Source organism: Sediminibacterium soli (assembly GCF_009939225.1).
GTDB classification, from domain to species: domain Bacteria; phylum Bacteroidota; class Bacteroidia; order Chitinophagales; family Chitinophagaceae; genus Sediminibacterium; species Sediminibacterium soli.
On sequence record NZ_JAACJR010000006.1, the window covers coordinates 168,490 to 191,583 of the forward strand.

The following is a 23,094-nucleotide window of genomic DNA, read 5'->3' on the forward strand; positions in this document are numbered from 1 at the left end:
TATTAACTACAAAATCACTCACAAAAAAAGCTTACAAAACATGAAAAAAGTATTCGCAATCTTAGCTGTAGCCGGTTTCATGGCTGCTTGTAATTCAGGTGAAGACAAAGCCAAACTGGCTGCTGACAGCGCAAAAGCTGCTGATAGCACTAAAGCTGCATGGGCTGCTGACAGCGCTGCTAAAGCCGCTGCTGCTGTTGATACCAGCAAAAAAGCTGCTGCAGATACCACAAAGAAATAACTCGTTCGCGCAGCTACCGTGCGTAATGAATGTATAGCCCGCTTGCCGGCAGGATGGTAGCTGACCAAAGATTTTTCATATGGCAAGCAATCGTTAGAGGCCGCTCCGTTTCCACGGAGGGGCTTTTTTTTTTGGATTAGCGGATTGTGGATTCGCGAATTTGGATTTCTCTATCGGGGACTCCGGAAAAAAGTGATTCATCGCATAACGAAAATCCGCTAATCCAGAATCCGCTAATCCGCGAATTCATTCCAATCCGAACGACTGTTTGTTTGGATAATATTTTTTTTGAAAAAGATTTTTAGAATACGATCTGTACTTATATTTGAAGCAGAATGAAAAACATCACCACAAATACTTTCTTCTTTTTCTTTTATTACTTCTTTGAGACAAGAAGCCGGGTAGTATTTGTTAAAGCTTAACGAAAGAAATCATCAAAATACGATCCCGGCCATAAGGTCGGGATTTTTTTTGCCCATGACTGCAACAAAAAATAAGACGAATGTAAACGCGTCCCTTCCCCTTGGGAAAGGCGTGGCCATCCAGGGGTACGAAGGCAGCTTTCACCAGGTAGCCGCCCGTTATTTCTTTGGTAAACAAGTGCCCGTGATCCCCTGTGATACATTCCGGCAACTGGTTAAGATCTGTTCCGACAAACACGCATCCGACGGCGCCGTTATGGCCATCGAGAATTCCATCGCCGGAAGTATTCTTCCCAATTATAACCTGCTGCAGAAAAGCGACCTGGTGGTGATAGGCGAAGTATATCTTTCCATCAGCCAGAACCTGCTGGTGAACAAAGGCGTAAAACTGTCCGATATCAGGGAAGTGCACAGCCATCCGATGGCCCTGCTGCAGTGCATGGACTACCTGGAGAAGAACAACTGGAAACTGGTGGAAACCGAAGACACGGCCCTGAGCGCCCGACATATTCACCAGCACCACAGCAAACATGCCGCCGCCATCGCAAGCAAACTCGCCGCAGAGTTATACAACCTGGACCTGATCGGTCCCGATATCCATACACTGAAGAACAACGTAACCCGTTTCCTGGTACTGAAAAGACAGAAAGATGCGCTGGAAGTGGAAACCGCAGACAAAGCATCTATCTATTTCCAGACAGACCATTCCAGAGGGATACTGGCAAAAGTGCTGGCCAGGATCGCAGAAGGCGGGATCAACCTCAGCAAACTGCAGAGCATGCCCATACCCGGCAGCAATTTCAAATACGGATTTTATGCAGATATGGAGTTTGATGAACGAAAACAACTTGGTAAAGTGCTGTCATCGCTCTCAGCGCTCACCAATAACCTGCGCATATTCGGGATCTATCAAAAAGGAAAAGTCGTAAAAGGATAACCAATGGCAAGCAAGACAGCAAAAAGACTGGATGGCATAGGCGAGTACTATTTCTCACGCAAACTGCGGGAGATAGATGAACGCAACCAACAGGGTAAGAACATCATCAACCTCGGTATCGGCAGCCCTGATCTGCCGCCGCATCCCGATGTGATCAGGACCTTACAGGAAGAATCCGCCAAACCCAACGTGCATGCCTACCAGAATTACAAGGGCTCGCCCGTGCTGCGCAGGGCCATAGCCGGATGGTATGAGAAATGGTATGGCGTGGAACTTGATCCGGAGTCGGAGATACTGCCCCTGATCGGAAGTAAGGAGGGCATCATGCATATCTGTATGACCTATCTGAACGAAGGCGATGAGGCCCTGATCCCCAATCCCGGTTACCCCACCTACAGCGCGGCGGTGAAACTTGCCGGCGGCATTCCGGTTACCTATGAAATGAACGAAGCCAATCACTGGGAACCCGATTTTGCGGCACTCGGGCAAAAAGATCTTTCGAAGGTAAAACTGTTATGGGTGAACTATCCGCATATGCCCACCGGACAGCCGCCCACCCCGTGCCTGTTCGAAAAGATCGTGGCTTTTGGAAAAAAACACGATATCATCATCTGCCATGATAACCCGTACAGCTTTATCCTGAACGAGCAACCGATGAGCCTGTTGCATGTTCCCGACGCAAAAGATACCGTTATCGAACTCAATTCCCTCAGCAAAAGCCAGAATATGGCCGGCTGGCGGGTGGGTATGTTATGCGCTTCCAGAGAAAGGATCGAAGAAGTGCTGCGTTTCAAAAGCAATATGGACAGCGGTATGTTCCTGCCCGTTCAGCTTGCAGCGGCAAAAGCCCTGGAACTCGGAAAGGAATGGTACGATGAGGTGAACGCGATCTACCGCCGTCGCAGGGAAAAAGTATTCGACATACTGGATATACTGAAGTGCAGCTACGCAAAGCAGCAGGTGGGCATGTTTGTATGGGCGAAAATTCCCGGCAGTTACCGGGATGGCTATGCGCTGAGTGATGAGGTACTGTACGATGCAAATGTTTTTATCACACCCGGTGGCATCTTTGGATCGGCAGGAGAGAATTATATCCGGATCAGTCTCTGCGGTAGCATGGAACGTTTCGAGGAAGCCATTGCCCGCATCAAAGCGATTATTCATTCTTAATCATTAATTACGAATCAGCATGACCGTTACGGTTATCGGCATAGGACTTATCGGTGGCTCCATGGCGCTGGCGCTGAAAGAACTGGGGCTCGCATCCAGGGTGATCGGCGTGGATACCGACCCCGCGCACAGCCAGAAAGCGCTCGAGCTGAAGCTGGTGGACGACATACTTCCGCTTGACAAAGCCATTGGCGTGTCGCAGCTGATCATACTGGCCATCCCTGTGAACAGCGCCGAAAAATTATTGCCATCCATCCTCGGCCAGGTAAACGAACAGGTGATCATGGATGTGGGCTCTACAAAAAAGGGATTGCTGGATGCAGTGGCAGACCATCCCAAACGCGGAAGGGTGGTGGCCACGCACCCGATGTGGGGTACCGAATACAGCGGTCCCGAAGCGGCGGTGAAAGGGGCATTCCTGAATAAGGCAACCGTTATCTGTGACCGCGAGCAGACCGATGCAGATGCACTGGCAACGGTGGAATCGCTGTACCGATCGCTGGGTATGCACCTGGTATATATGAACGCGAAAGACCATGATGTGCACGTGGCCTATATCAGCCATATATCACATATCACGTCTTTTGCCCTGGCCAACACCGTACTGGAAAAGGAAAAAGAAGAAGATGCCATTTTTGAGCTGGCAAGCGGTGGTTTTGAAAGCACGGTGCGTCTTGCCAAAAGTAACCCGGCCATGTGGGTGCCCATTTTTATGCAGAACCGGGAAAACATACTCGATGTGCTGAATGAACACATCAGCCAGCTGCGGAAATTTAAAGCGAGTCTTGAAAAAGAGAATTACGACTACCTGCAGGAGCTGATCGAACAGGCGAACGGCATTAAAAGGATATTAAAGTGAGAACCAGGATGTAAAACTGAAACCAACACCCGATATACCAAAAAACCAATAAACCCGTACCTAAACAGTACCTTTGCGCAAATTTTAATACATGACGACAACGACATTTGGAGCGTTAGGGATTGATGAAAGGCTGATCCAGGCAACGGATGAGCTGGGATTTGTGCATCCTACTCCTATCCAGGAGCAGGCAATACCGGTACTGTTGAGTGGTACAAAGGATTTTATCGGGCTGGCGCAGACAGGTACAGGTAAGACCGCGGCATTTGGTTTGCCGCTGCTGCATCTGATCGATGCAAAACAGAAACACCCGCAGGCGCTGGTGGTTTGCCCCACCAGGGAACTTTGCCTGCAGATCGTAAAAGAACTCGAACTGTTTAAGAAATACATGCCAGCTGTATCTGTGGCAGCGGTATACGGCGGCGCTTCTATCGGGTTGCAGATTCGCGACCTGAAAAAAGGAGTGCAGATCGTGGTGGCAACACCCGGTCGCCTGATAGACCTGATCGAAAGAAAAGCGATCGATCTTGCCCAGATCAGCTACGTGATCCTTGACGAAGCGGATGAAATGCTGAATATGGGTTTCCAGGACGATATCGAATTCATCCTGAAGAACACGCCGCAGCGCGACAGCATCTGGCTGTTCAGCGCCACCATGCCGCCGGAGATCCGCAAAGTGAGCAAGCGTTACATGAATGAGCCGAAAGAAGTGACCGTTGGTAAAGTGAACACCGCCAACAAAAGTATCGATCACCAGTTCTATGTAACCACGGCACAGCACAGGTACGAAACATTGAAACGCATCATCGATTTCAACCCGGGCATATACGGTATCATCTTTACCCGTACCAAGATCGATGCACAGGAGATATCCGAACGCCTCACAAGGGAAGGGTACGATATCGATGCACTGCATGGCGACCTTACCCAGGTGCAGCGCGACAAAGTGATGGGACAGTTCCGCGACAAGAGCCTGCAACTGCTGATCGCAACCGATGTGGCGGCCCGAGGCATCGATGTGCAGGGTATTACCCATGTAATCAACTATGAGCTGCCCGACGATGTGGAAGTGTATACGCACAGAAGCGGCCGTACCGGTCGCGCAGGTGCACAGGGTATCTGTATCTCTATTGTACATGCCAAGGAAATGTACAAGCTGAAACAGATCGAGCGCGTGAACCAATCACAGTTCCACAAACTGGATATACCCAGCGGAAAAGACGTCTGCCGCAAGCAGTTCTTTCATTTCATGGACAAATTACTGTCTGCCGATATCAGCCATGGCGACTATGAGACCTATGTGCCGATGCTGGCCGAAAAATTTTCGGAAATCAGCAAGGAAGAAGTGCTCAAGCGCGTGGCGGCTATGGAATTTGACCGTTTTCTCAAATATTATGAGAATGCGGAAGACCTGAATATCCGTGAGCGCGACCGTTCAAAACGTGACGAAGCGCCAAGAAGAAAGGACGAACAGGGTGGCCGCGGAGACGGACGCAAACAATTCAGTCGCGGAGGCGGTTACAGTCGCCTGTTCGTGAACCTTGGCACAAAAGATGGTTTTTACAAAGCCAGTTTCCTGCAATTCATACTCGATATGAGCGACCTGCGCAAAGAAGTGCTGGGCAAGATCGACATGAAGGACATGAACAGCTGGATCGAGATCGAAAAAGGAGCCGCCCAGCAGATGATCCGTTCGCTGGATGGCAAGAATTACAAGGGAAGACGTATCCGGATGAACGATGCGGATACGGGCGGAAGACGATGAGGAAAAGCTGACTGGTTGATAGGTTGACAGGCGCACTGCAACTTATGACGGTTACTTTTCAGCTAATCAACTGGTCAACTGATCAACACTATATATGGAACAAGCAACAGCACAACTCTCAGCCATCGATGCCTTATTACAGAAAAGGCCGCTGGTGATCTCCGGCCCCTGCAGCGCGGAGACGGAAGAACAGGTAGTAGAAACGGCCAACCGCCTCGCCGCAACAGGTAAAGTAGACATACTGCGTGCCGGTATCTGGAAGCCACGTACGCGTCCGGGCAGTTTTGAAGGCATAGGCACCAAGGGGCTGCCCTGGCTGCAGCGCGCCAGAAAAGAGTCTGGGCTGCCGGTAGCCATCGAAGTGGCAACGGGTAAACAGGTGGAAGATGCCCTGCATTTTGATGTGGATATACTCTGGATCGGTGCACGCACCACGGTAAACCCCTTCAGCGTGCAGGAAGTGGCCGACGCATTGCGCGGCGTCGACATTCCCGTACTCATCAAAAATCCGATCAACCCCGATCTTGAATTATGGGTTGGCGCAGTGGAGCGCGTGGCCAAGGCAGGTATTAAAAATATCGGGCTGATACATCGTGGATTCAGCTCCTACGGCAATACAGAATACCGCAATGCACCGATGTGGCACCTGGCCATCGAGATGAAACGCCGCAATCCGGGCATGCTCCTGATCAATGACCCCTCGCATATCAGCGGACGCAGGGACATACTGCTGGACGTAGCGCAGAAAGCGATCGACCTCGATTTCGACGGACTGATCATTGAGAGCCATATCGACCCCGATAATGCATGGAGCGATGCCAAACAGCAGATCACACCCGAGAAATTGGGCGAAATGATCGGAAGCATCATCTGGCGTAAAGAAGACATCAATTCGGAGGAACTGCATGCGGCCATGGAAAAAATGCGGGCACAGATCAACCAGCTGGATGATGAACTGCTGCAGTTACTGGGTCAGCGTATGAAAGTGGCAGATAAGATCGGCCAGTACAAAAAGGACAACAACATTACCATCCTCCAGACAAACCGCTGGAACGCCATACTGGAAAGAGCGTATGCAAAAGGAGAGCAGGCGGGACTGAGCAAAGAATTCATCACCAAGTATTTTGACGCGGTGCATATGGAAAGTATCAATCACCAGAACAAGATCATGAATTCCTGATCCGGATCGCTGACAGTCTGCATGAAAAAACAATTTCAATTCTCGACGGCCAAGGTTGATTATTATTTCGATACCGGGTTTTCCTACCTGGAAAAACTGGTATCGAAAGACCAGGCCGTGATACTCACAGACACCCACGTGTTTGCCGCGCACAAAAAGTTGTTCAAAAACTGGCGCACCATTGTGATCGAGGCCGGCGAACAACATAAAAACCAGGCAACGGCAGACTCGGTGATCGAACAGCTGATCGCATGGGAGGCCGACCGGAAAACAACACTGATAGGCGTTGGCGGCGGCGTGGTAACGGATATGGCAGGATATGTTGCGGGTATTTATATGCGTGGTATACCCTGCGGTTTTGTACCCACCTCCCTGCTGGCCATGGTGGATGCCTCCATCGGCGGCAAGAACGGGATCGATGTGGGTGTATATAAGAATATGGTGGGACTGATCAGGCAGCCCCGGTTTCTGCTGTTTGACACAGGATTGCTGCGCACACTGCCCCTTGCTGAATGGCAGAACGGCTTTGCCGAGATCATCAAACACGCCTGTATCAGGGATGCAGCCATGTTCCGGTTGTTGGAGTCACATAAAGTTTCCGATTTCAGGAAAGACACGAAACTGCTGAATGCAATCGTAAAACGCAACGTGCTGATCAAGACAAAAGTGGTGGCAAACGACGAGTTTGAGCAGGGCGAACGCAAACTGCTCAATTTCGGACATACGCTGGGGCATGCCATCGAGAACATGTACCAGCTGAGCCATGGGCAGGCCATCAGTGTCGGCATGACCTATGCGGCAGTGTTATCGCAGCAGCTTACGGGGTTTAAACAGGCGCCGGAAGTAACAGCCTTGCTTGGCAGGTATGGGTTGCCCACACAGTATGATTTTGACCGTGCAAAAGCATTTGCCATCCTGAAACAGGATAAGAAAAAGAACAGGGACAGCATTCACTATATATTGCTGGAAAAGATCGGTAAGGGCACCATGCAGCTGTTGCCGTTTACCGGACTTGAAACATTATTGGCCAAAGACAAGACTGACGGAAAATGATAGCCAGAGTACAACCTTCGCAACTCCAGGGAACCATCACCGCCGCGGCGGGTAAAAGCAGCATGCAGCGTGCATGCGCGGCGGGCTTACTGACAAAAGGAAATACCACGCTTCTGAACCCGGGCAAGAGCAACGACGATCTGGCCGCCATCGATGTCATCCGGAAACTGGGCGCATCCGTTCAATACGATGCGGAAGGAAACCTGCTGATCCGTTCCGAGGGAGTCAGGCCGTTAGACAACGAAGTGAACTGTGGCGAGAGCGGCCTTGGTATCCGTATGTTCACACCCATCGCCGCTTTGAGCGATCAGCCGATCACCCTGAATGGATCGGGCAGCCTGCTCACAAGACCTATGGATTTCTTTGACGGGATATTACCACAGGTAGGCGTGAAAGTGAATTCCAATAACGGCAAACTGCCCTTGCAGATACAGGGGCCTTTACAGCCTGCCGATATAACCGTGGATGGATCGCTGAGTTCGCAGTTCCTCACCGGATTGCTCATGGCCTATGGCGCTGCAGGCGCAAAGAACATGACCATCCATGTGACTGACCTGAAAAGCAAACCGTATATCGATCTCACCCTTCAGGTAATGAAACATTTTGGGTGGGAAGTGACCCACGACAATTACCGGTCGTTTTCGTTTTCAGGCACCACCCCGGCTTTACCGGACACCAGCTACGCCGTGGAGGGCGACTGGAGCGGTGCGGCTTTTCTGCTGGTGGCAGGCGCCATCGCGGGACCGATCACGGTCAAAGGACTGAATCTGCAGTCCACCCAGGCCGACAGGGCGGTGCTGCAGGCATTGATCGACTGCGGATGCAGTATCTCTATCCAGGACGAACAGATACATATCGGCCCGATGCCGCTCAAAGCCTTTCATTTTAATGCAAATGATTGTCCCGATCTGTTCCCGCCGCTGGTGGCCCTGGCTGCCTACTGTGAGGGAACCACAACGATAGAAGGCGTAAACCGCCTCACCCATAAAGAAAGCAACCGGGCATTGACCCTGCAGGAAGAATTTGGTAAATTGGGCATCGCGGTTACGTTGCAGGACGACCTGATGCTGATCAAAGGAGGCACCGGTGTAAAAGCCGCAGCCACCCATTCACACCACGATCACCGAATCGCCATGGCCTGCGCCGTGGCAGCATTGAGAGCAGACGGAGAAATTAGCATAGACCAGGCCGAGGCGATCAATAAATCCTACCCGGATTTTTACGATCACCTGGCGCATCTGGGAGCAGGTGTGAGAACGGAATAGTTGAATGGCGGAATGATTATCTTGTTAAATGGCTGTTTCAACCATTTAACCATGTAACCATGTAACCATTCAAACAGTCAACCCACCCACTCCCTTAACCATTCAACCCCGCCCCATGAACAGTTTTGGCCGCTTATTCCGCATCCACATTTTTGGCGAATCGCATGGAGAATGCGTAGGACTGACCATCGACGGCTGCCCGGCAGGGTTACCGCTTGCCGTGGAAGATTTCCTGGAAGATATTGAACGCAGAAAAGGCGGTATGCAGAAAGGCACCACACCGCGTAAGGAAGACGACCTGCCGCTGTTCAAGACCGGTATGTTTAACGGACGCACCACCGGCGCCCCGCTTACCATCCTGTTCGAAAACAAGAATACCCGCAGCGGCGATTATGAAAAACAACGCGCGGTGCCCAGGCCCGGTCATGCTGATTTTACCGCACATGCCAAATACGGCGGTTTTGAGGATTTCCGCGGAGGAGGACATTTCAGCGGCCGCTTAACGGTTTGCCTGGTGGCCGCCGGGGTCATCGCCAAGAAACTGCTGAAAGAGATCAGCATACGGTCAACCATACTCGAGATAGGCGGCGAAACGGATCTCGACAAAGGCCTCGAAAAAGCCATCGCGGCCAAAGACAGTATCGGCGGTATTGTGGAATGCAGGGTAAACGGGCTGCCGGTTGGACTGGGAGAACATTTTTTCGACTCGGCAGAATCCCTGCTGGCGCATATGGCCTTTTCCATCCCCGCCGTAAAAGGGGTGGAGTTCGGCGCCGGTTTTGCGGCAGCCAGGATGTTTGGTTCGGAACACAACGATGCCATCGAGGATGCCACGGGAAAAACCCGTACCAACCATGCAGGCGGCATCGTTGGCGGTATCACCAACGGCAACGAACTGGTGTACCGGGTGGTGATAAAACCCACTTCTTCCACACCCAAGGAGCAACAAACCTGGAATTGGGAGACAAACGAGATAGACAGTTTTTCGGTGAAAGGCCGTCACGACCTGTGTATCGCGCTCAGGGTGCCGGTGGTGCTGGAGGCCGCCACTGCCATTGTACTGGCCGACCTGATGCTGCTGGCACAAAACAATAAACCGGTTTGGTCATGAATCATCCCCGCTATATCTACCACATCACCACCGCCGAAAAATGGACGGCCGCCCAACTGACCGGACAGTACGAAGCCGATTCCCTGCAAACGGAAGGCTTTATCCATTGCAGCACCGAAGAACAGCTGGCGGGGGTATTGCAACGGTATTACCAGGGAAAGAAAGGCCTGCTGCAGCTGCAGATAGACAGCCGGCTGTTGGTATCTGAGCTGCGGTACGAGCTGTCACCATCCATCGGCCAGGAGTTTCCGCATATTTATGGGTCGTTGAATATCAGCGCAATTGTGTCAGTAACGCAAATTTAATTATCATGCACCAGTTCCTTGTTAACGCATCCATCCAGGTATTGCCGGTTGTTCAGGACAGGCATCCGTATGAGTGGGTGGATGAGGCCATCGACATCATCAAACAATCCGGTATCAGGTACGAGGTTGGTCCGTTTGCCACGGTGATCGAAGGCCGGTACCAGGCCGTGATGCAGGTGATCGACCAGGTCAACGAATACCTCTACAGCCGGAACTGCGGGGAATGGATCACCAGCGTACAGATCCAGGTGCGCAGCGAAGGCGATATCACCGGCGAAGAAAAAACAGCCAAGTTCACTCAATAAAACCGGCGTCCCCAATACCGGTACCCCGCTATACGGGCATATTTTGTTCCGCCCCGATAGTGGTGTGGATAAACCCGTCCCTGGCCACCCGGATCCGTATGGTATATTTTTTCTTCCTGATTGATTTTCAGTAACATATCGATCTTACCGGATAATCCGGTGAAAGATACAAATGCGGTATCGCTGCTGGTGCTGAACGGAAAATAGCCGGCCAGTGCATGCTGCATCAGTTTTCTAGTGGAACCAGGTGCGCCGGCAGCTGAGCGCCTGCCGTTTGTCGTAATCCCATGAAAATCGTGCAGCAGCAGGTGCGATACCGCCCGCCACCAATCCGGAAGTTCTCTCAATAGTTTTAATTATTCATTTATAATCAATTAATTAAAAAGTTTATCGATAATTTATATTGAAATATTTATTTGGTTTTGGCATAATCTTTGACCTTTCCGGGGCGGTTCAAAAAATAACCTGGGAACCACTGTTTTCCGCAAGGGATTGGTTATTTTACCGGTTCGGAAACAGGGTGGAAAGTCAAATTACGGATTCATTATGAACTATTTCCTTAACCTGATCATATCGTTGACGCTGTGTTTACCCCTGCTGGCGCAGCGGGATTCGATCCCGGCAAAAACGCCGGCAGCCGATACCACCAAGCCGGCCTTCACCAAAACGGGCAGGCCGCTTACCGGCCGGATAGCGGTCTACGAAGCCGATCTTGACGGTGTAAGGACGGCTTCGGGTGAGGTATTCCAGCACGTAAGGCTCACCATTGCCAATAACGCCTTTCCACTGAACAGCTGGGTGTTGCTGACCAATCCCGGCAGCGGGCGCACGATCATTGCCCGGATCAATGACCGGCTACCCAAAAAGCAGGGCTCCAAAGCGGTTATTGCCAATGTTACCAGGGCTATCGTGGATACCCTGGCTATGATATCAGCTGATTTTACTAACATAAAAATAGAGTCAATTCTTCCAATTGACTCATTATCATTTCATAAATATTATTTTGACTCAGCCAGGCTGGCCCTGGCCGGGGTCAGGGCATTCCGTGCGGCGGGTAAGGCGGTGAACGGCATCGCGAGTTTTTACAGCGCCAACCTGGACGGCACACTCACTTCCACCGGCGAGCGGTACCGGAACCACAAGATGACCGCGGCAAGCAATCATTTTAAACTGAACACCTGGGTGCAGGTTACCAATACCCGGAATAACCGGTCGGTGATCGTCCGGATCAACGACCGGATGCATCCCCGCATGAAGCGCAAAGGGCGGGTGGTGGATATGAGCGTGGAAGCGGCCCGGCAGCTCGACTATATCGAAGACGGGCTTACCAAAGTGATCGTTCAGCCGATTGAATTCTTCCTTGCCCCGCCAACGCAGCGCGGCGACAGCATTGTGATCAACCTGGATTCCCTGCGCATCAAAGACTCACTGCATACGGCCGATTCCATGGGCCGGGCGGTGCCGCCGGCCGCGGGTCTGCGTACGGGCACGGCCAGTTTTTACAGCGCCAAGTTCGACGGGCGTAAAACATCCACAGGCGAAGTATTCCGCAACAACGGCATGACGGCTGCCAGCAACGATTTTGACCTGCGCACCTGGGTAAGGGTTACCAACCTGAACAACAACCGCTCGGTGGTGGTTAAGATCAACGACCGGATGCATAAGAAGATGCAGCAAAAAGGAAGGGTGGTGGATCTAAGCAGGAACGCCGCCCGGCAATTGGGCTTCCTGAACGCCGGACTGGCAAAAGTGAAAGTGGAGATCGTAGAGGAGGATGCGCTTTGATAAATTGGGTATAAGTATCACAAATTCTTTATTTTTTTAGTGCATAGCTCCGTGTATTTTTGTTCTCACTACTAAAAAACTGTTTATGAAGAAACTTCTTTTATCTCTGGCGGCTGTTGGTTTGGCGGCGGTTTCGTTTGCACAGACCCCCGTCAGCTATAAAAAACGCCCGAGCCTGGGCATGAACTTCCTGCTAAAAGACATGGGCACGGCCATCCTGATCGACAGGACCTCGGTGACCGAAGTGCTTTCTAAAGGACAGTGGACCCCGATCAGGGATATGTCGCCCGGCATGAGCCTGAGTTACTACCAGGGACTTTCCAATTACATTGATTTCAACACCAACCTCAGCGGTTCCTTTCTGCAATATCCTTTCTCCTATAATTCCGGCGTAACCAGGCCCAACAACAGCAAATTCCTGCTGGAACTGGATGCGAATGCCAATTTCAAATTGCTCCCCGATAAGTATACCGTGGTGCCTTACCTGTCTTTTGGCGTGGGTACATCCATGTATGCCGGAACCTATTTCGCAGCGTATGCACCGATGGGTGCGGGTCTGCAGATCAACCTGGGACAGGAAACTTTTGTGAATACCCGTTTTGTGTACAATGCCATGGTTTCGTCTCTTTCCGTAAACCACTTTACATACACCATCGGGATCAGTTCTCCGTTGAAAGACAGGGAGGAACTGGTAACGCCTCCTCCTCCGGCTCCTGCGGCACCGATTGATCCTGACACCGATAACGACGGTATCAAAGACAGCCAGGATAAATGTCCTACGGTTCCGGGTATCGCCAAATACAATGGCTGCCCTGTTCCCGATACGGATGGGGATGGTATCAACGACGAGAACGACAAATGCCCGCAGGTGAAAGGCCTGGCCAAATACGATGGCTGCCCGGTTCCTGACCGCGATAAAGACGGTATCAATGACGAGGAAGACAAATGTCCCGATGTATTCGGCGTAGCCCGTTACCAGGGTTGCCCCGTTCCCGACCGCGACAAAGACGGCATCAACGATGAGGAAGACAAATGTCCTGATGTACCGGGTGTTCGTGAAAACCAGGGTTGCCCTGTGGTGAAAGAAGAGATCGTAAAACGTGTGAATACCAGTGCACGTAATATTTTCTTCCAGACAAACAGCGCCAAACTGCTGCCCAAATCATTCAAGGCACTCGACGATGTGGTGTCGGTGCTGAACGAAGACAAAAACCTGAAACTAGATATTGAGGGACATACGGATATTACCGGTGGTGATAAGATCAACGTACCGCTGAGCAAGAACCGCGCGAAATCAGTGTACGATTACGTAGTGTCCAAAGGTATCGATGCCTCCAGGCTCAGTTCCGAAGGGTTCAGCTCTTCACGCCCTATTGCAGATAACAAAACGGTGAAAGGAAGGGCGCTGAACAGACGTACAGAAATGAAGCTGCGGTATTACTGATCGCATAAATTTGTCAGTTAATAAACCGGAGAGGATCGTAATGGTCCTCTCTTTTTGTTGGTAGCCACAATCTCTGTGTGTCTCCGTGATTCTGTGTCTCTGTGTTGAAAAAAAACTCAACCCTGCGGTGGTATGGATAGATGGAGGAGGTTTAACACAGAGACACAGAATCACGGAGGTACACGGAGATTGGGTGTTATAGGTATCGATGCCTCCAGGCTCAGTTCTGAAGGGTTCAGCTTCGCGCCCTATTGCAGATAACAAAACGGTGAAAGGAAGGGCGCTGAACAGACGTACAGAAATGAAGCTGCGGTATTACTGATCGCATAAATTTGTCAGTTAATAAACCGGAGAGGATCGTAATGGTCCTCTCTTTTTGTTGGTAGCCACAATCTCTGTGTGTCTCCGTGATTCTGTGTCTCTGTGTTGAAAAAAAACTCAACCCTGCGGTGGTATGGATAGATGGAGGAGGTTTAACACAGAGACACAGAGACACGGAGGCACGGAGGTACACGGAGTTTGGGTGTTATCAGATCATATTCACTTCCCGCTCGAGCGGGATGGAGAAGCGCTCACGCACACTTTGAATGATCTTTTCCGATAGTGCGTAGATATCGCTGCCGCTGGCATGACCGTAGTTGACCAGCACAAGTGCCTGTTTTTCGTAGCAGCCGGCATCGCCTTCCCGGTATCCCTTCCAGCCCGCTTTCTCGATCAGCCAGCCGGCAGGCACCTTGGTTTGCGAAGGTGCGGCAGCAAAACCCGGCATATCGGCATAGCTGCCAAGCAGGCGCTGGTATTGTTCCGTGGGAATAATTGGATTCTTGAAAAAGCTTCCGGCATTGCCGATCTTTTTCGGGTCGGGAAGTTTGCTGCTGCGTATGCGTATAACCGCTTCGGCGATGGCCTGTATACTTAAGGAAGTTACCCCTATGCGTTCCAGTTCCTGTTCGATCACCCCATAACCTGTATTGAACACCGGCACTTTGTTTAAACGGAAAGTCACGTTCAGTATCACAAACTGGTCCTTGTATTTTTTCTTGAACACGCTTTCCCGGTAACCAAAGGCGCAATCGTTCAGCGAGAATGTCTGCAGGCTCCGGTCACCTATATGCCAGGCATCGAGCGAGTGAAAAACATCTTTGATCTCCACGCCGTAGGCGCCAATGTTCTGCATGGGCGAGGCACCCGCGTTGCCGGGTATCAGGCTCAGGTTTTCGAGGCCTGCGTAATTCCGCTGCAAACAGTATTGCACAAATTCATGCCAGTTTTCTCCCGCCTGTACGGTTACATAATAATGCTGCTCGTCTTCCGCAACCAGTTCCATGCCCCTGAGTTCATTCTTTAAAACGATGCCGTTGAAATCTCCTGTAAAAAGCAGGTTGCTGCCCCCGCCGAGTACCAACCGTTGTTCCTGGCCGAAATCCCCGAGTAATTCCTGCAGTTGCGGGCATGAGGCAAATGCCGCAAAATATTTTGCACTGGCATCGATGCCGAAACTGTTGTAAGCTTGTAAAGACTGGTTGGCGATGACTTGCATGCAATGTGTTTATACGGGATCGATATCGGGTAAGATGGTTACGCTGCGGTAGCGTTTGTTAGACTGGATGATCACGGTCTGCTGTCTGATCTCCTGTTTGCCCTGTTTGATCAGACGCGCATCTTTTGGCAGTTTCAGCAATACCTCCCAGATATACTGGTTACGCACCCGATCCACCACCGGCTGTGCGGGCCCCTGTATATATCCGCCAAAGTTCGGCAGCAAACCCTGTACCATGATGTTGGCGGCTTCCTCGGCCAGGTGTTTCTCACGGTGTTTGAAAACAAGTCGTATCAGCCTGGTAAACGGCGGGTAGGCAAACTGCTTCCGGTTGGCGATTTCGTAGCGGTACAATAAACTGAAATCATGTGCCCTTACAAACTGCAGCACCGGGTGCTGGGCATTGCTTACCTGCACAAGCACTTTTCCGTGTCCGTCTTTTCTCCCGGCCCTGCCGCTCACCTGTTCCATCAGTTGGTAGGCGCGTTCGTTTACCCTGAAATCGGTAAAGTTCAGTATACCGTCGGCGTCTACGATGCCCACCAGGTTCACGCTTTCAAAATCCAGTCCTTTTACCACCATCTGTGTTCCTACCAGGATATCGATGCGGTGCTGTTCAAACAATTTGATCAGTGCATCGTGATCGTGTTTTCCTTTTACGCTGTCGTAATCCATCCTGGCAGTCCTGGCGTTGGGAAACTGTTCGGCCACCAGTTCCTCTATTTTCTCGGTGCCGAAATTCTTCTGGTTAAAATGGTGGCTGCCGCAGGCTGCACAGGTCTGGATCACCGGGTAGCTGGTACCGCAGTAGTGGCAGGCAAGCTGGTTTTTGAATTTATGATAGGTAAGCGTTACATCGCATTGCTGGCAATGGGGTATCCATCCGCAGGTATCACAGATCAGGTAGGGCGAATAGCCCCTGCGGTTCTGGAAAAGTATCACCTGTTTCTGTTGCTGCAGCGATTCGCCGATCGCATCGATCAGGGGCTGCGTCAGGGGTGTTTTTCCCTTGCCGGGCAGCCGGGTAAGATCAATGGTTTCGATGGACGGCAGCGGCACGGGGTGATAACGCTCGGGTAAACTGGCCAACCCGTATTTGCCCTGTTCGCAATTGAAATAACTTTCGATGGAGGGCGTGGCGCTGCCCAGCAGCACTTTGGCCCGGAACAAAGAGGCATAATAAATGGCGGCATCCCTTGCATGGTAACGCGGCGCAGGGTCCTGTTGTTTGTAGGAGGGGTCCTGCTCTTCGTCGGCAATGATCAGTCCCAGGTCTGCAAAAGGCAGGAACAGCGAAGACCGTGCGCCAAGTACGATCTTTGTTTCGCCGCTTTTTACTTTGTTCCATATTTCCACCCGCTCGTTGGGATTGAATTTGGAATGATAAATGGCGATATGACCGCCGAAGTATTTCTGCAGCCTGCGTATGATCTGCGAGGTAAGCGCTATCTCGGGCAGCATATACAGCACCTGCCTGCCCTCGCTGAAACAGGATTCAATGAGTTTGGCGTAGATCTCTGTCTTGCCGCTGGCGGTAACACCGTGCAGCAGGCACACATTGGTGCCGCCGAACTGTGTGTTGATCTCGTTCAGCGCCTGCTGCTGCCGGTCAGAGAGCCGGAAATCCATCTGTACCGTTTTCGGCAGGGCCTGTATCCGGTCGGTTGCCCTTTTTTCGATACGCAGGATCTGCTTATCGGCAAGGGCTTTCAGCTGCGCGGCGCTGGCATTGGCTTTTTTGAGCAGCTGTGATTGGGTTACCTCGCCTTCTGTCCGCACCAGGTGCAGATAGGCGAGGAGCAGTTCCATTTGCTTGGGTGCACGGCTCCAGTTGTTCAGGAGATCGGACAGCTGGTCTTCATCGCGGTATTGCGGATCCAGCATAATATAGGTTTCGGTCTTGACCCGGTATTTTTCTTTCAGTTCCTCCCAAACATAGCATACGCCTTTATCGATCAGCTTGCGGATAACAGGGTATACATGGGAGGAATCGAGCAGCTGCTGCACTTCGGATAAACGGAGTTCCTTTTTTATTTCCAGCGCTTCTGCAACAATGTATTCGTTATCCGAGAGGTCGCTGAAATTGCCGGATCGCTCCTCGTTCCATTGCAGTATGCTCTCGCTGGACAGTTTGAGGTTGGATGGAATGGCCGCCTGCATCACTTCTCCTTCACTGCACAGGTAATAATCCGCCATCCATTCCCATAAGGCAAGCTGCTGCGGATGCACCAGTGGGTCCGTATCCAGGATGTTGATGATCTCCTTGGGTTTGAAAGCCTCGGGCTGTGCCACGATTTTTTTTACGATACCCGCGTAGCGTTTGTTCCTGCCAAGTGTTACCTCCACACGCAGACCGGGTTGTATGGCGGACTGTAAATGCTCGGGAACCGACCAGGTGTAATTCTTGGGAAGCGCTAACGGTATAATGACTTCAACGAACAATACGGCAAATTTTTCCAAAAATAAGCTTTAGGCAGAAGGATACCTGCGGTATCGCCTCAGGCCGGCATCCATCATATCGTATACTTTTTGTTTCAGCATGCCGATATCCCGGGATGACAGACCCTGCACGGGAACTTCTTCCAGGTAAACCACGCGGTTGGGCCCCGGCGTCAGTTCAAACAGTCCGCGGTAATGCAGCCTGTCCGGCGTATCCACAAAAAGCATGGGTTTGATAGGGGTCTGTGTTTCGATGGCGATGCGGAAGGCCCCGTCAAAAAAAACTTTAAGCGGTTTGCCCGTTTCGTTAAATGTGCCTTCGGGGAAAAGAAATATCGAGATATGCTGCCTGAGTGCGGCTTTCAGCGCCCGCACGCTTTTGGCCCTGGTCTCGGGATTGCTTCTGTCAACCAGTATCACCGCTGCGCGATAGATCCATCCAAATACGGGTATCCGTATCATCTCTGCTTTGCCAAGCACACGAACCGGCTGGTGGGCGGTCATTACGATGGGCGGTATGTCCATATAGGAAATATGGTTGGCAACAAAAATGTATTGCCGGCTCCTGTCGTGCGGTGTTTCATAAATTTCCTGGTGAGAGATGCCGGTCAGGAAATACCAGATGGTGCCCCATAGCCTGCATAACTGGTAAATGATATTGCCACCCCTGACCTTGCCAAACAGCAGCGAGAGCATGACAAAAGGAAATACGAGGAGCATGATCACGATGAACATCAGCAGCGCATACAGACAATACAGGTATTGAATAAGCCGCAGCAGGGGTTTCATGAACCGAAAATACCCCCTAATTCATAACCGGCATCAATAATTGGTGTTCCTGAATAAAGAAAGGGCAACAATGGTGTTGCTCTTTCTTTGTTCGATCAGAAGAATGATTGCTTGTTTATCCGCCGCGTATTAAAATTTGTAGGTGGCCGCCAGGATAAATGTTCCTGTTCCCTTGATGGGAGCGCCCTTGCTGTCGGTAAATACCTTGCCGCTGGCATTGTCAAGCCGCAGCTCGGGAATAACGGTCAGGTGGTTATCGATCTTTGCATTTCCCGAAAGCGTGAGTGCAAACATTTTGTTGGCTGATCCCAGCAGGGGGTTGATCTTCCTGTCGTCAAAATAATCCGCACGCAGTGTCAGTCCGAAGGCAGACACGGGGTCGTAGTTCAGGTATACCGCATGACTTTTCCAGCTGGAATTCTGTGTGCCCTGTTTGGTGGACTGCAGGTTTCCGTCGTAAACGATATTGAACTGGTCGCTGATCACGCCGTTCACCACCAGGTTAATATGCGTGAGTCCGGTGGCTCCCTGGAAGTTCAGCCAGGCTTTCAGTTTATCATTTTTGGTTGCCGTGCTCAGCTGTGCCAGCACCACTTTTACGGTAGAGGTAGTGGTTACATAATCCGTGGGGTTGGCGATGCCGAGCATCAGCGCAGTTTTGCCGCCCAGCGATATATCCGCTTTCAGACCGGTGTGGAAGAAAGGGCCATACGAAAACCCGTAAGACATGCTGTAATTGCGGTTGGCATAGGCATCCAGCAGTTCCCAGCCCACATGTGTGGCCCATTTGCCAAATGTGAACTTCACTTTATCGGAGGGTGCATAGCTTACAAATGCCTGTTTGATGGCCGTGAGCGTATTACCCACATCGTTATACGAAAACTCCTGCGCCCTTCTGCCAAAACCGATATCGGCGGTGGCAGACACCTTGCCATAACTATGGTCAACGCGAAGCGATGCCATACCGAGTTCAAATGAATTCTGCGAGTTGGTAAAACTGGTGAGGTTATTGGTTGCACCGGGCGGGTTGGAAAAATTAAAACGATAGTAAGCATCTATCGAACCGGTGAAACTGGTTGTTGATTTTTTTGCCGAATCAGTCTGTGCATACATCGTAACACAGCCGAAAATTCCGAGACATGCAGCAGAAATTTTGTGTAACATTGCAATGGGTTTTATGATTAACAAATAGGTACAGCCGCTAAACCTGGTCAGAGGTTTACCATATGGCTGTACCTTATTTTTTAAGGGTTTAATAACCGGATGAACAAACCTGGTCAGAGGGGTTCATCCGGTCTCACTCGTTAGGTATAGGAAACAGCGATCCTATGCGATCTGTGGGGTTCTTCCGTATTTCTCATCGTGCTGCGAAGCATCCAGTCCGATCTCTTCTTCCTCGCTGCTTACACGAAGCGGCAGTACAAAATTGATGAACTTGAAGATGGCAAACGATACCACAAAACTGTAGGTAACCACAATCAGCATCGCCTTCAGCTGTGTAAGAAAGAAAGAAGCGTTACCGTACAGCAGGCCATCGGCGCCGGCTGCGTTCACGGTCTTTGTGGCAAAAATGCCTGTCATCAGCATACCCACCATACCACCCACACCGTGGCAGGGGAACACATCGAGTGTATCGTCGAGGCTTGTCTTGGTTTTCCAGTAAGAGATCAGGTTGGAGATGATGGCCGCCACAACGCCGATAAAGATGCTCTGCGGAATGGCTACAAAACCGGCTGCGGGAGTGATGGCAACCAGGCCAACCACGGCGCCGATACAGAAACCGAGTACAGAAGGTTTTTTACCGCGCAGTACATCAAAGAACATCCAGGAAAGACCAGCGGCTGCTGCAGCTGTATTGGTGGTGGCGAAGGCGGACACCGCAAGAGAAGATGCGCCTACGGCCGAACCGGCGTTAAAGCCAAACCAGCCAAACCAGAGCAATCCGGTTCCGATCAGTACATAGGGGATATTGGCAGGGGGCACTTCGATATGGCTCATGTGCGACTGCCGGCGTTTCAGCACCAGCGCGCCGGCAAGGGCCGCGCAGCCGGCAGAGATATGCACTACGGTGCCGCCTGCAAAATCAAGCACGCCCATTTTGAAGAGAAAACCATCGGGATGCCAGGTCCAGTGCGCGATGGGGGCGTATACCAGCAGGCTGAACAGGGCGATGAACAGGATATAGGCCGTGAACCGAATCCGCTCAGCTACGGCGCCTACCACCAGACCGGGGGTAATGATCGCAAACATCAGCTGGAACAGCGCGAACAGTGTCAGCGGGATGGTGGGTGCCAGGCTCCAGGGAGCGCCCGATGCCACGTTCTTAAAGAAAAGATGCGGGGTAGGGTCTCCCACAAAACCGCCGATGGAAGGGCCGAAACAAAGGCCGTACCCGATCACCACCCAGATGATGCTGACCACTCCGGCAGCCACCACGCTTTTAATCATGGTTGAGATCACATTCTTGCGGTGTACCATACCGCCATAAAAAAAGGCAAGACCGGGTGTCATCAGAAATACCAGGGCCGTTGCCACGATCATCCAGGCAATATCAGCCGTGCTGTACTTGCCGCCATCATCAAAAGCAGGAAAAGAGGGAATAAAGATCGCTGCGATGGCCACAGCCACCAGCACTAAGAATGGTGCCAGTTGTTTAAATGTCAGTTTTTGCATCTCCACAGGGTTTAGTGATATAATAAAAAATATATATGAATTATTATTTCACTAAAGTAGAAAGAAAAAATGATTTAGTTAATAAAAATATTAACATTTTTATTTTTACTATACAAAATATAAGATCCGGGCAGTTTTTTGGAAATCGGTCAAAATCCCCTGTAAAATAAAAAATCCCGCCACCGGCGGGATTTAAGAACAAATGATATTGCAAAATTAAATATTTGTAAGAAAACTGCGATCCTTGCTTTCCAGCACCGAATGGCCCATCAGGTATTCGTCTACTTTACGGGCGCATTCCCGGCCCTCGCTTATGGCCCATACCACCAGCGACTGTCCCCGGCGCATATCACCCGCCGTAAAGATCTTGGGGATACTGGTCTGGTAGGTTTGCTCGCCGGCTTTTACATTGCCTCTTTCATCCAGGTCTATTTCCAGTTGCCTGATCAATCCTTCGTGTTGGGGGTGAACAAATCCCATGGCCAGTAAGGCCAGCTCGCAGGGTATTTCGCGTTCCGAGCCGCTGACTTCTTCAAAACTGGCGGGGCCGCCGCCTGCAGGTGTTTTCCATTCCAGGTCTACCACTTTCAGCGCTTTCAGCTGTCCGCCGGCATCCCCCACAAATGCCTTGGTGGCGATGGCCCAATGCCGGTGCGCACCTTCTTCATGCGAGGAAGTTGTTTTCAGCAGCATAGGATAGGATGGCCAGGGCATGGAACTCGTTCTGTTCTCGGGCGGTTTGGGTAACAACTCAAACTGGGTTACCGACAAAGCGCCGTGGCGGTTGGAAGTGCCCACGCAATCGCTTCCGGTATCGCCGCCGCCGATCACCACCACGTTTTTTGCCGTGGCAAAAATATCTTCTTCCTCCACCGCTTTCTCGCTTACCCGTTTGTTCTGCTGTTTCAGGAAATCCATCGCGTAATAAACACCTTTCAGTTCCCTGCCGGGTACCGGCAGGTTGCGCGGAATGGTAGACCCTCCGGCCAGTACCACCGCCTGCGATTCGCGCAGCAGGTCGTTGATGCTGGTATTGCCACCCACATTGGCATTGCACCTGAAAATAATGCCTTCCTCTTCCATCAGCGCAATACGCCTGTCAACCACCCATTTCTCGAGTTTGAAATCAGGAATGCCATAGCGAAGCAATCCACCCGGTGCATCGTCTCTTTCGTATACGGTAACGGTATGTCCGGCATAGTTAAGCTGCGCCGCAACCGCAAGACCCGCCGGTCCCGATCCCACCACGGCTATTTTTTTGCCGGTACGGAGATTGGGTTTGCGCGGTTTTACAAATCCTTTGTCGAATGCGATTTCGATAATGTGTTTTTCGATCTCCTCGATGGCCACAGGCGGCTGGTTGATACCCAGTACGCAGGCGCTTTCGCAGGGAGCAGGACAGATTCTTCCGGTAAACTCGGGAAAATTATTGGTGGCGCTCAGGATATCGTAGGCTTCTTCCCAGCTTTTGCGGTACACCGCGTCGTTGAACTCGGGTATGATATTGCCCAGCGGGCATCCGCTGTGACAGAACGGTACGCCGCAGTTCATACACCTGGCCGACTGCTCATTCAGTTTCTGTTCGGGAAAACGCTCCACGAATTCGTTATAGTCATGGATGCGCTCTTTGGCCGCTCTTTTTCCCGGCAGTTCCCTCGTAAATTCTATAAAACCTGTTGGTTTACCCATATCGTCGCTTTTATTCCTTGGCTGAATTTGGTTGATTATGGATTGGCGGATGATGTATTTGTGGATTTTTTCGGGAACGCGCGTTACCGCTGCATTCGGATAATCCGTAATCCACGAATCCG

The 23,094-nt window shown here is 51.2% G+C and carries 20 protein-coding genes; 13 read left to right on the forward strand and 7 right to left on the reverse strand.

Annotated features, from left to right (window positions below; genetic code table 11):
- Positions 1–40 precede the first annotated feature (40 nt).
- From GWC94_RS04640 to GWC94_RS04690, 11 genes are all read left to right on the forward strand, one after another.
- Positions 41–241: a hypothetical protein gene (locus GWC94_RS04640; protein ID WP_161833857.1), complete on the forward strand. Its 201-nt coding sequence runs from the start codon at positions 41–43 to the stop codon at positions 239–241.
- Between the two features lie 477 nt (positions 242–718).
- Positions 719–1,600, forward strand: coding sequence for a prephenate dehydratase (locus GWC94_RS04645; protein WP_161833858.1), 882 nt, complete (start codon positions 719–721; stop codon positions 1,598–1,600).
- 3 nt (positions 1,601–1,603) lie between these two features.
- Positions 1,604–2,770 (forward strand): pyridoxal phosphate-dependent aminotransferase, encoded by a 1,167-nt coding sequence (locus GWC94_RS04650; RefSeq protein ID WP_161833860.1) that lies wholly within the window; start codon positions 1,604–1,606, stop codon positions 2,768–2,770.
- A 19-nt stretch (positions 2,771–2,789) separates the two neighbouring features.
- A complete protein-coding gene (locus GWC94_RS04655) occupies positions 2,790–3,629 on the forward strand; it encodes a prephenate dehydrogenase (protein ID WP_161833862.1) in 840 nt (279 codons plus the stop codon).
- 91 nt (positions 3,630–3,720) lie between these two features.
- On the forward strand, positions 3,721–5,394 hold the full coding sequence (locus GWC94_RS04660; RefSeq protein WP_161833863.1) for a DEAD/DEAH box helicase: 1,674 nt from the start codon (positions 3,721–3,723) through the stop codon (positions 5,392–5,394).
- A gap of 94 nt (positions 5,395–5,488) precedes the next feature.
- On the forward strand, positions 5,489–6,574 hold the full coding sequence (locus GWC94_RS04665; protein ID WP_161833865.1) for a chorismate mutase: 1,086 nt from the start codon (positions 5,489–5,491) through the stop codon (positions 6,572–6,574).
- A 21-nt stretch (positions 6,575–6,595) separates the two neighbouring features.
- Positions 6,596–7,627, forward strand: coding sequence for a 3-dehydroquinate synthase (gene aroB / locus GWC94_RS04670; protein WP_161833867.1), 1,032 nt, complete (start codon positions 6,596–6,598; stop codon positions 7,625–7,627).
- Positions 7,624–8,892: a 3-phosphoshikimate 1-carboxyvinyltransferase gene (aroA, locus tag GWC94_RS04675; protein WP_161833868.1), complete on the forward strand. Its 1,269-nt coding sequence runs from the start codon at positions 7,624–7,626 to the stop codon at positions 8,890–8,892. The genes aroB and aroA overlap by 4 nt, the downstream gene beginning before the upstream one ends.
- A gap of 115 nt (positions 8,893–9,007) precedes the next feature.
- A complete protein-coding gene (locus tag GWC94_RS04680) occupies positions 9,008–10,003 on the forward strand; it encodes a chorismate synthase (protein WP_161833869.1) in 996 nt (331 codons plus the stop codon).
- Entirely contained in the window at positions 10,000–10,308 is a 309-nt protein-coding gene (locus tag GWC94_RS04685) for a DUF952 domain-containing protein (RefSeq protein WP_161833870.1), read from the forward strand. The genes GWC94_RS04680 and GWC94_RS04685 overlap by 4 nt, the downstream gene beginning before the upstream one ends.
- A 5-nt stretch (positions 10,309–10,313) precedes the next feature.
- Complete coding sequence (locus GWC94_RS04690; protein WP_161833871.1) at positions 10,314–10,613, forward strand: thiamine-binding protein; 300 nt, start codon at positions 10,314–10,316, stop codon at positions 10,611–10,613.
- Here the strand turns inward: GWC94_RS04690 and GWC94_RS04695 are convergent.
- Complete coding sequence (locus tag GWC94_RS04695; protein ID WP_161833873.1) at positions 10,607–10,960, reverse strand: hypothetical protein; 354 nt, start codon at positions 10,958–10,960, stop codon at positions 10,607–10,609. The genes GWC94_RS04690 and GWC94_RS04695 overlap by 7 nt on opposite strands.
- A gap of 199 nt (positions 10,961–11,159) precedes the next feature.
- Here GWC94_RS04695 and GWC94_RS04700 point away from each other — a divergent pair, with 199 nt between their 5' ends.
- Both GWC94_RS04700 and GWC94_RS04705 read left to right on the forward strand, forming a co-directional pair.
- Entirely contained in the window at positions 11,160–12,398 is a 1,239-nt protein-coding gene (locus GWC94_RS04700; protein ID WP_161833874.1) for a septal ring lytic transglycosylase RlpA family protein, read from the forward strand.
- Positions 12,399–12,483: 85 nt separating this feature from the next.
- Complete coding sequence (locus GWC94_RS04705) at positions 12,484–13,842, forward strand: OmpA family protein (RefSeq protein ID WP_161833875.1); 1,359 nt, start codon at positions 12,484–12,486, stop codon at positions 13,840–13,842.
- A 529-nt stretch (positions 13,843–14,371) separates the two neighbouring features.
- Here GWC94_RS04705 and murB read toward each other — a convergent pair.
- The 6 genes from murB to GWC94_RS04735 form a co-directional block, all read right to left on the reverse strand.
- Positions 14,372–15,382: a UDP-N-acetylmuramate dehydrogenase gene (gene murB, locus GWC94_RS04710; RefSeq protein ID WP_161833876.1), complete on the reverse strand. Its 1,011-nt coding sequence runs from the start codon at positions 15,380–15,382 to the stop codon at positions 14,372–14,374.
- Positions 15,383–15,391: 9 nt separating this feature from the next.
- Entirely contained in the window at positions 15,392–17,842 is a 2,451-nt protein-coding gene (gene priA, locus GWC94_RS04715; protein WP_161833877.1) for a replication restart helicase PriA, read from the reverse strand.
- A 9-nt stretch (positions 17,843–17,851) separates the two neighbouring features.
- Complete coding sequence (locus GWC94_RS04720; protein WP_235918459.1) at positions 17,852–18,610, reverse strand: lysophospholipid acyltransferase family protein; 759 nt, start codon at positions 18,608–18,610, stop codon at positions 17,852–17,854.
- Positions 18,611–18,739: 129 nt separating this feature from the next.
- Entirely contained in the window at positions 18,740–19,774 is a 1,035-nt protein-coding gene (locus GWC94_RS04725; RefSeq protein ID WP_161833878.1) for a porin, read from the reverse strand.
- Positions 19,775–19,936: 162 nt separating this feature from the next.
- On the reverse strand, positions 19,937–21,283 hold the full coding sequence (locus tag GWC94_RS04730; protein WP_161833879.1) for an ammonium transporter: 1,347 nt from the start codon (positions 21,281–21,283) through the stop codon (positions 19,937–19,939).
- A gap of 216 nt (positions 21,284–21,499) precedes the next feature.
- On the reverse strand, positions 21,500–22,972 hold the full coding sequence (locus tag GWC94_RS04735; RefSeq protein WP_161833880.1) for a glutamate synthase subunit beta: 1,473 nt from the start codon (positions 22,970–22,972) through the stop codon (positions 21,500–21,502).
- Positions 22,973–23,094: the final 122 nt, after the last annotated feature.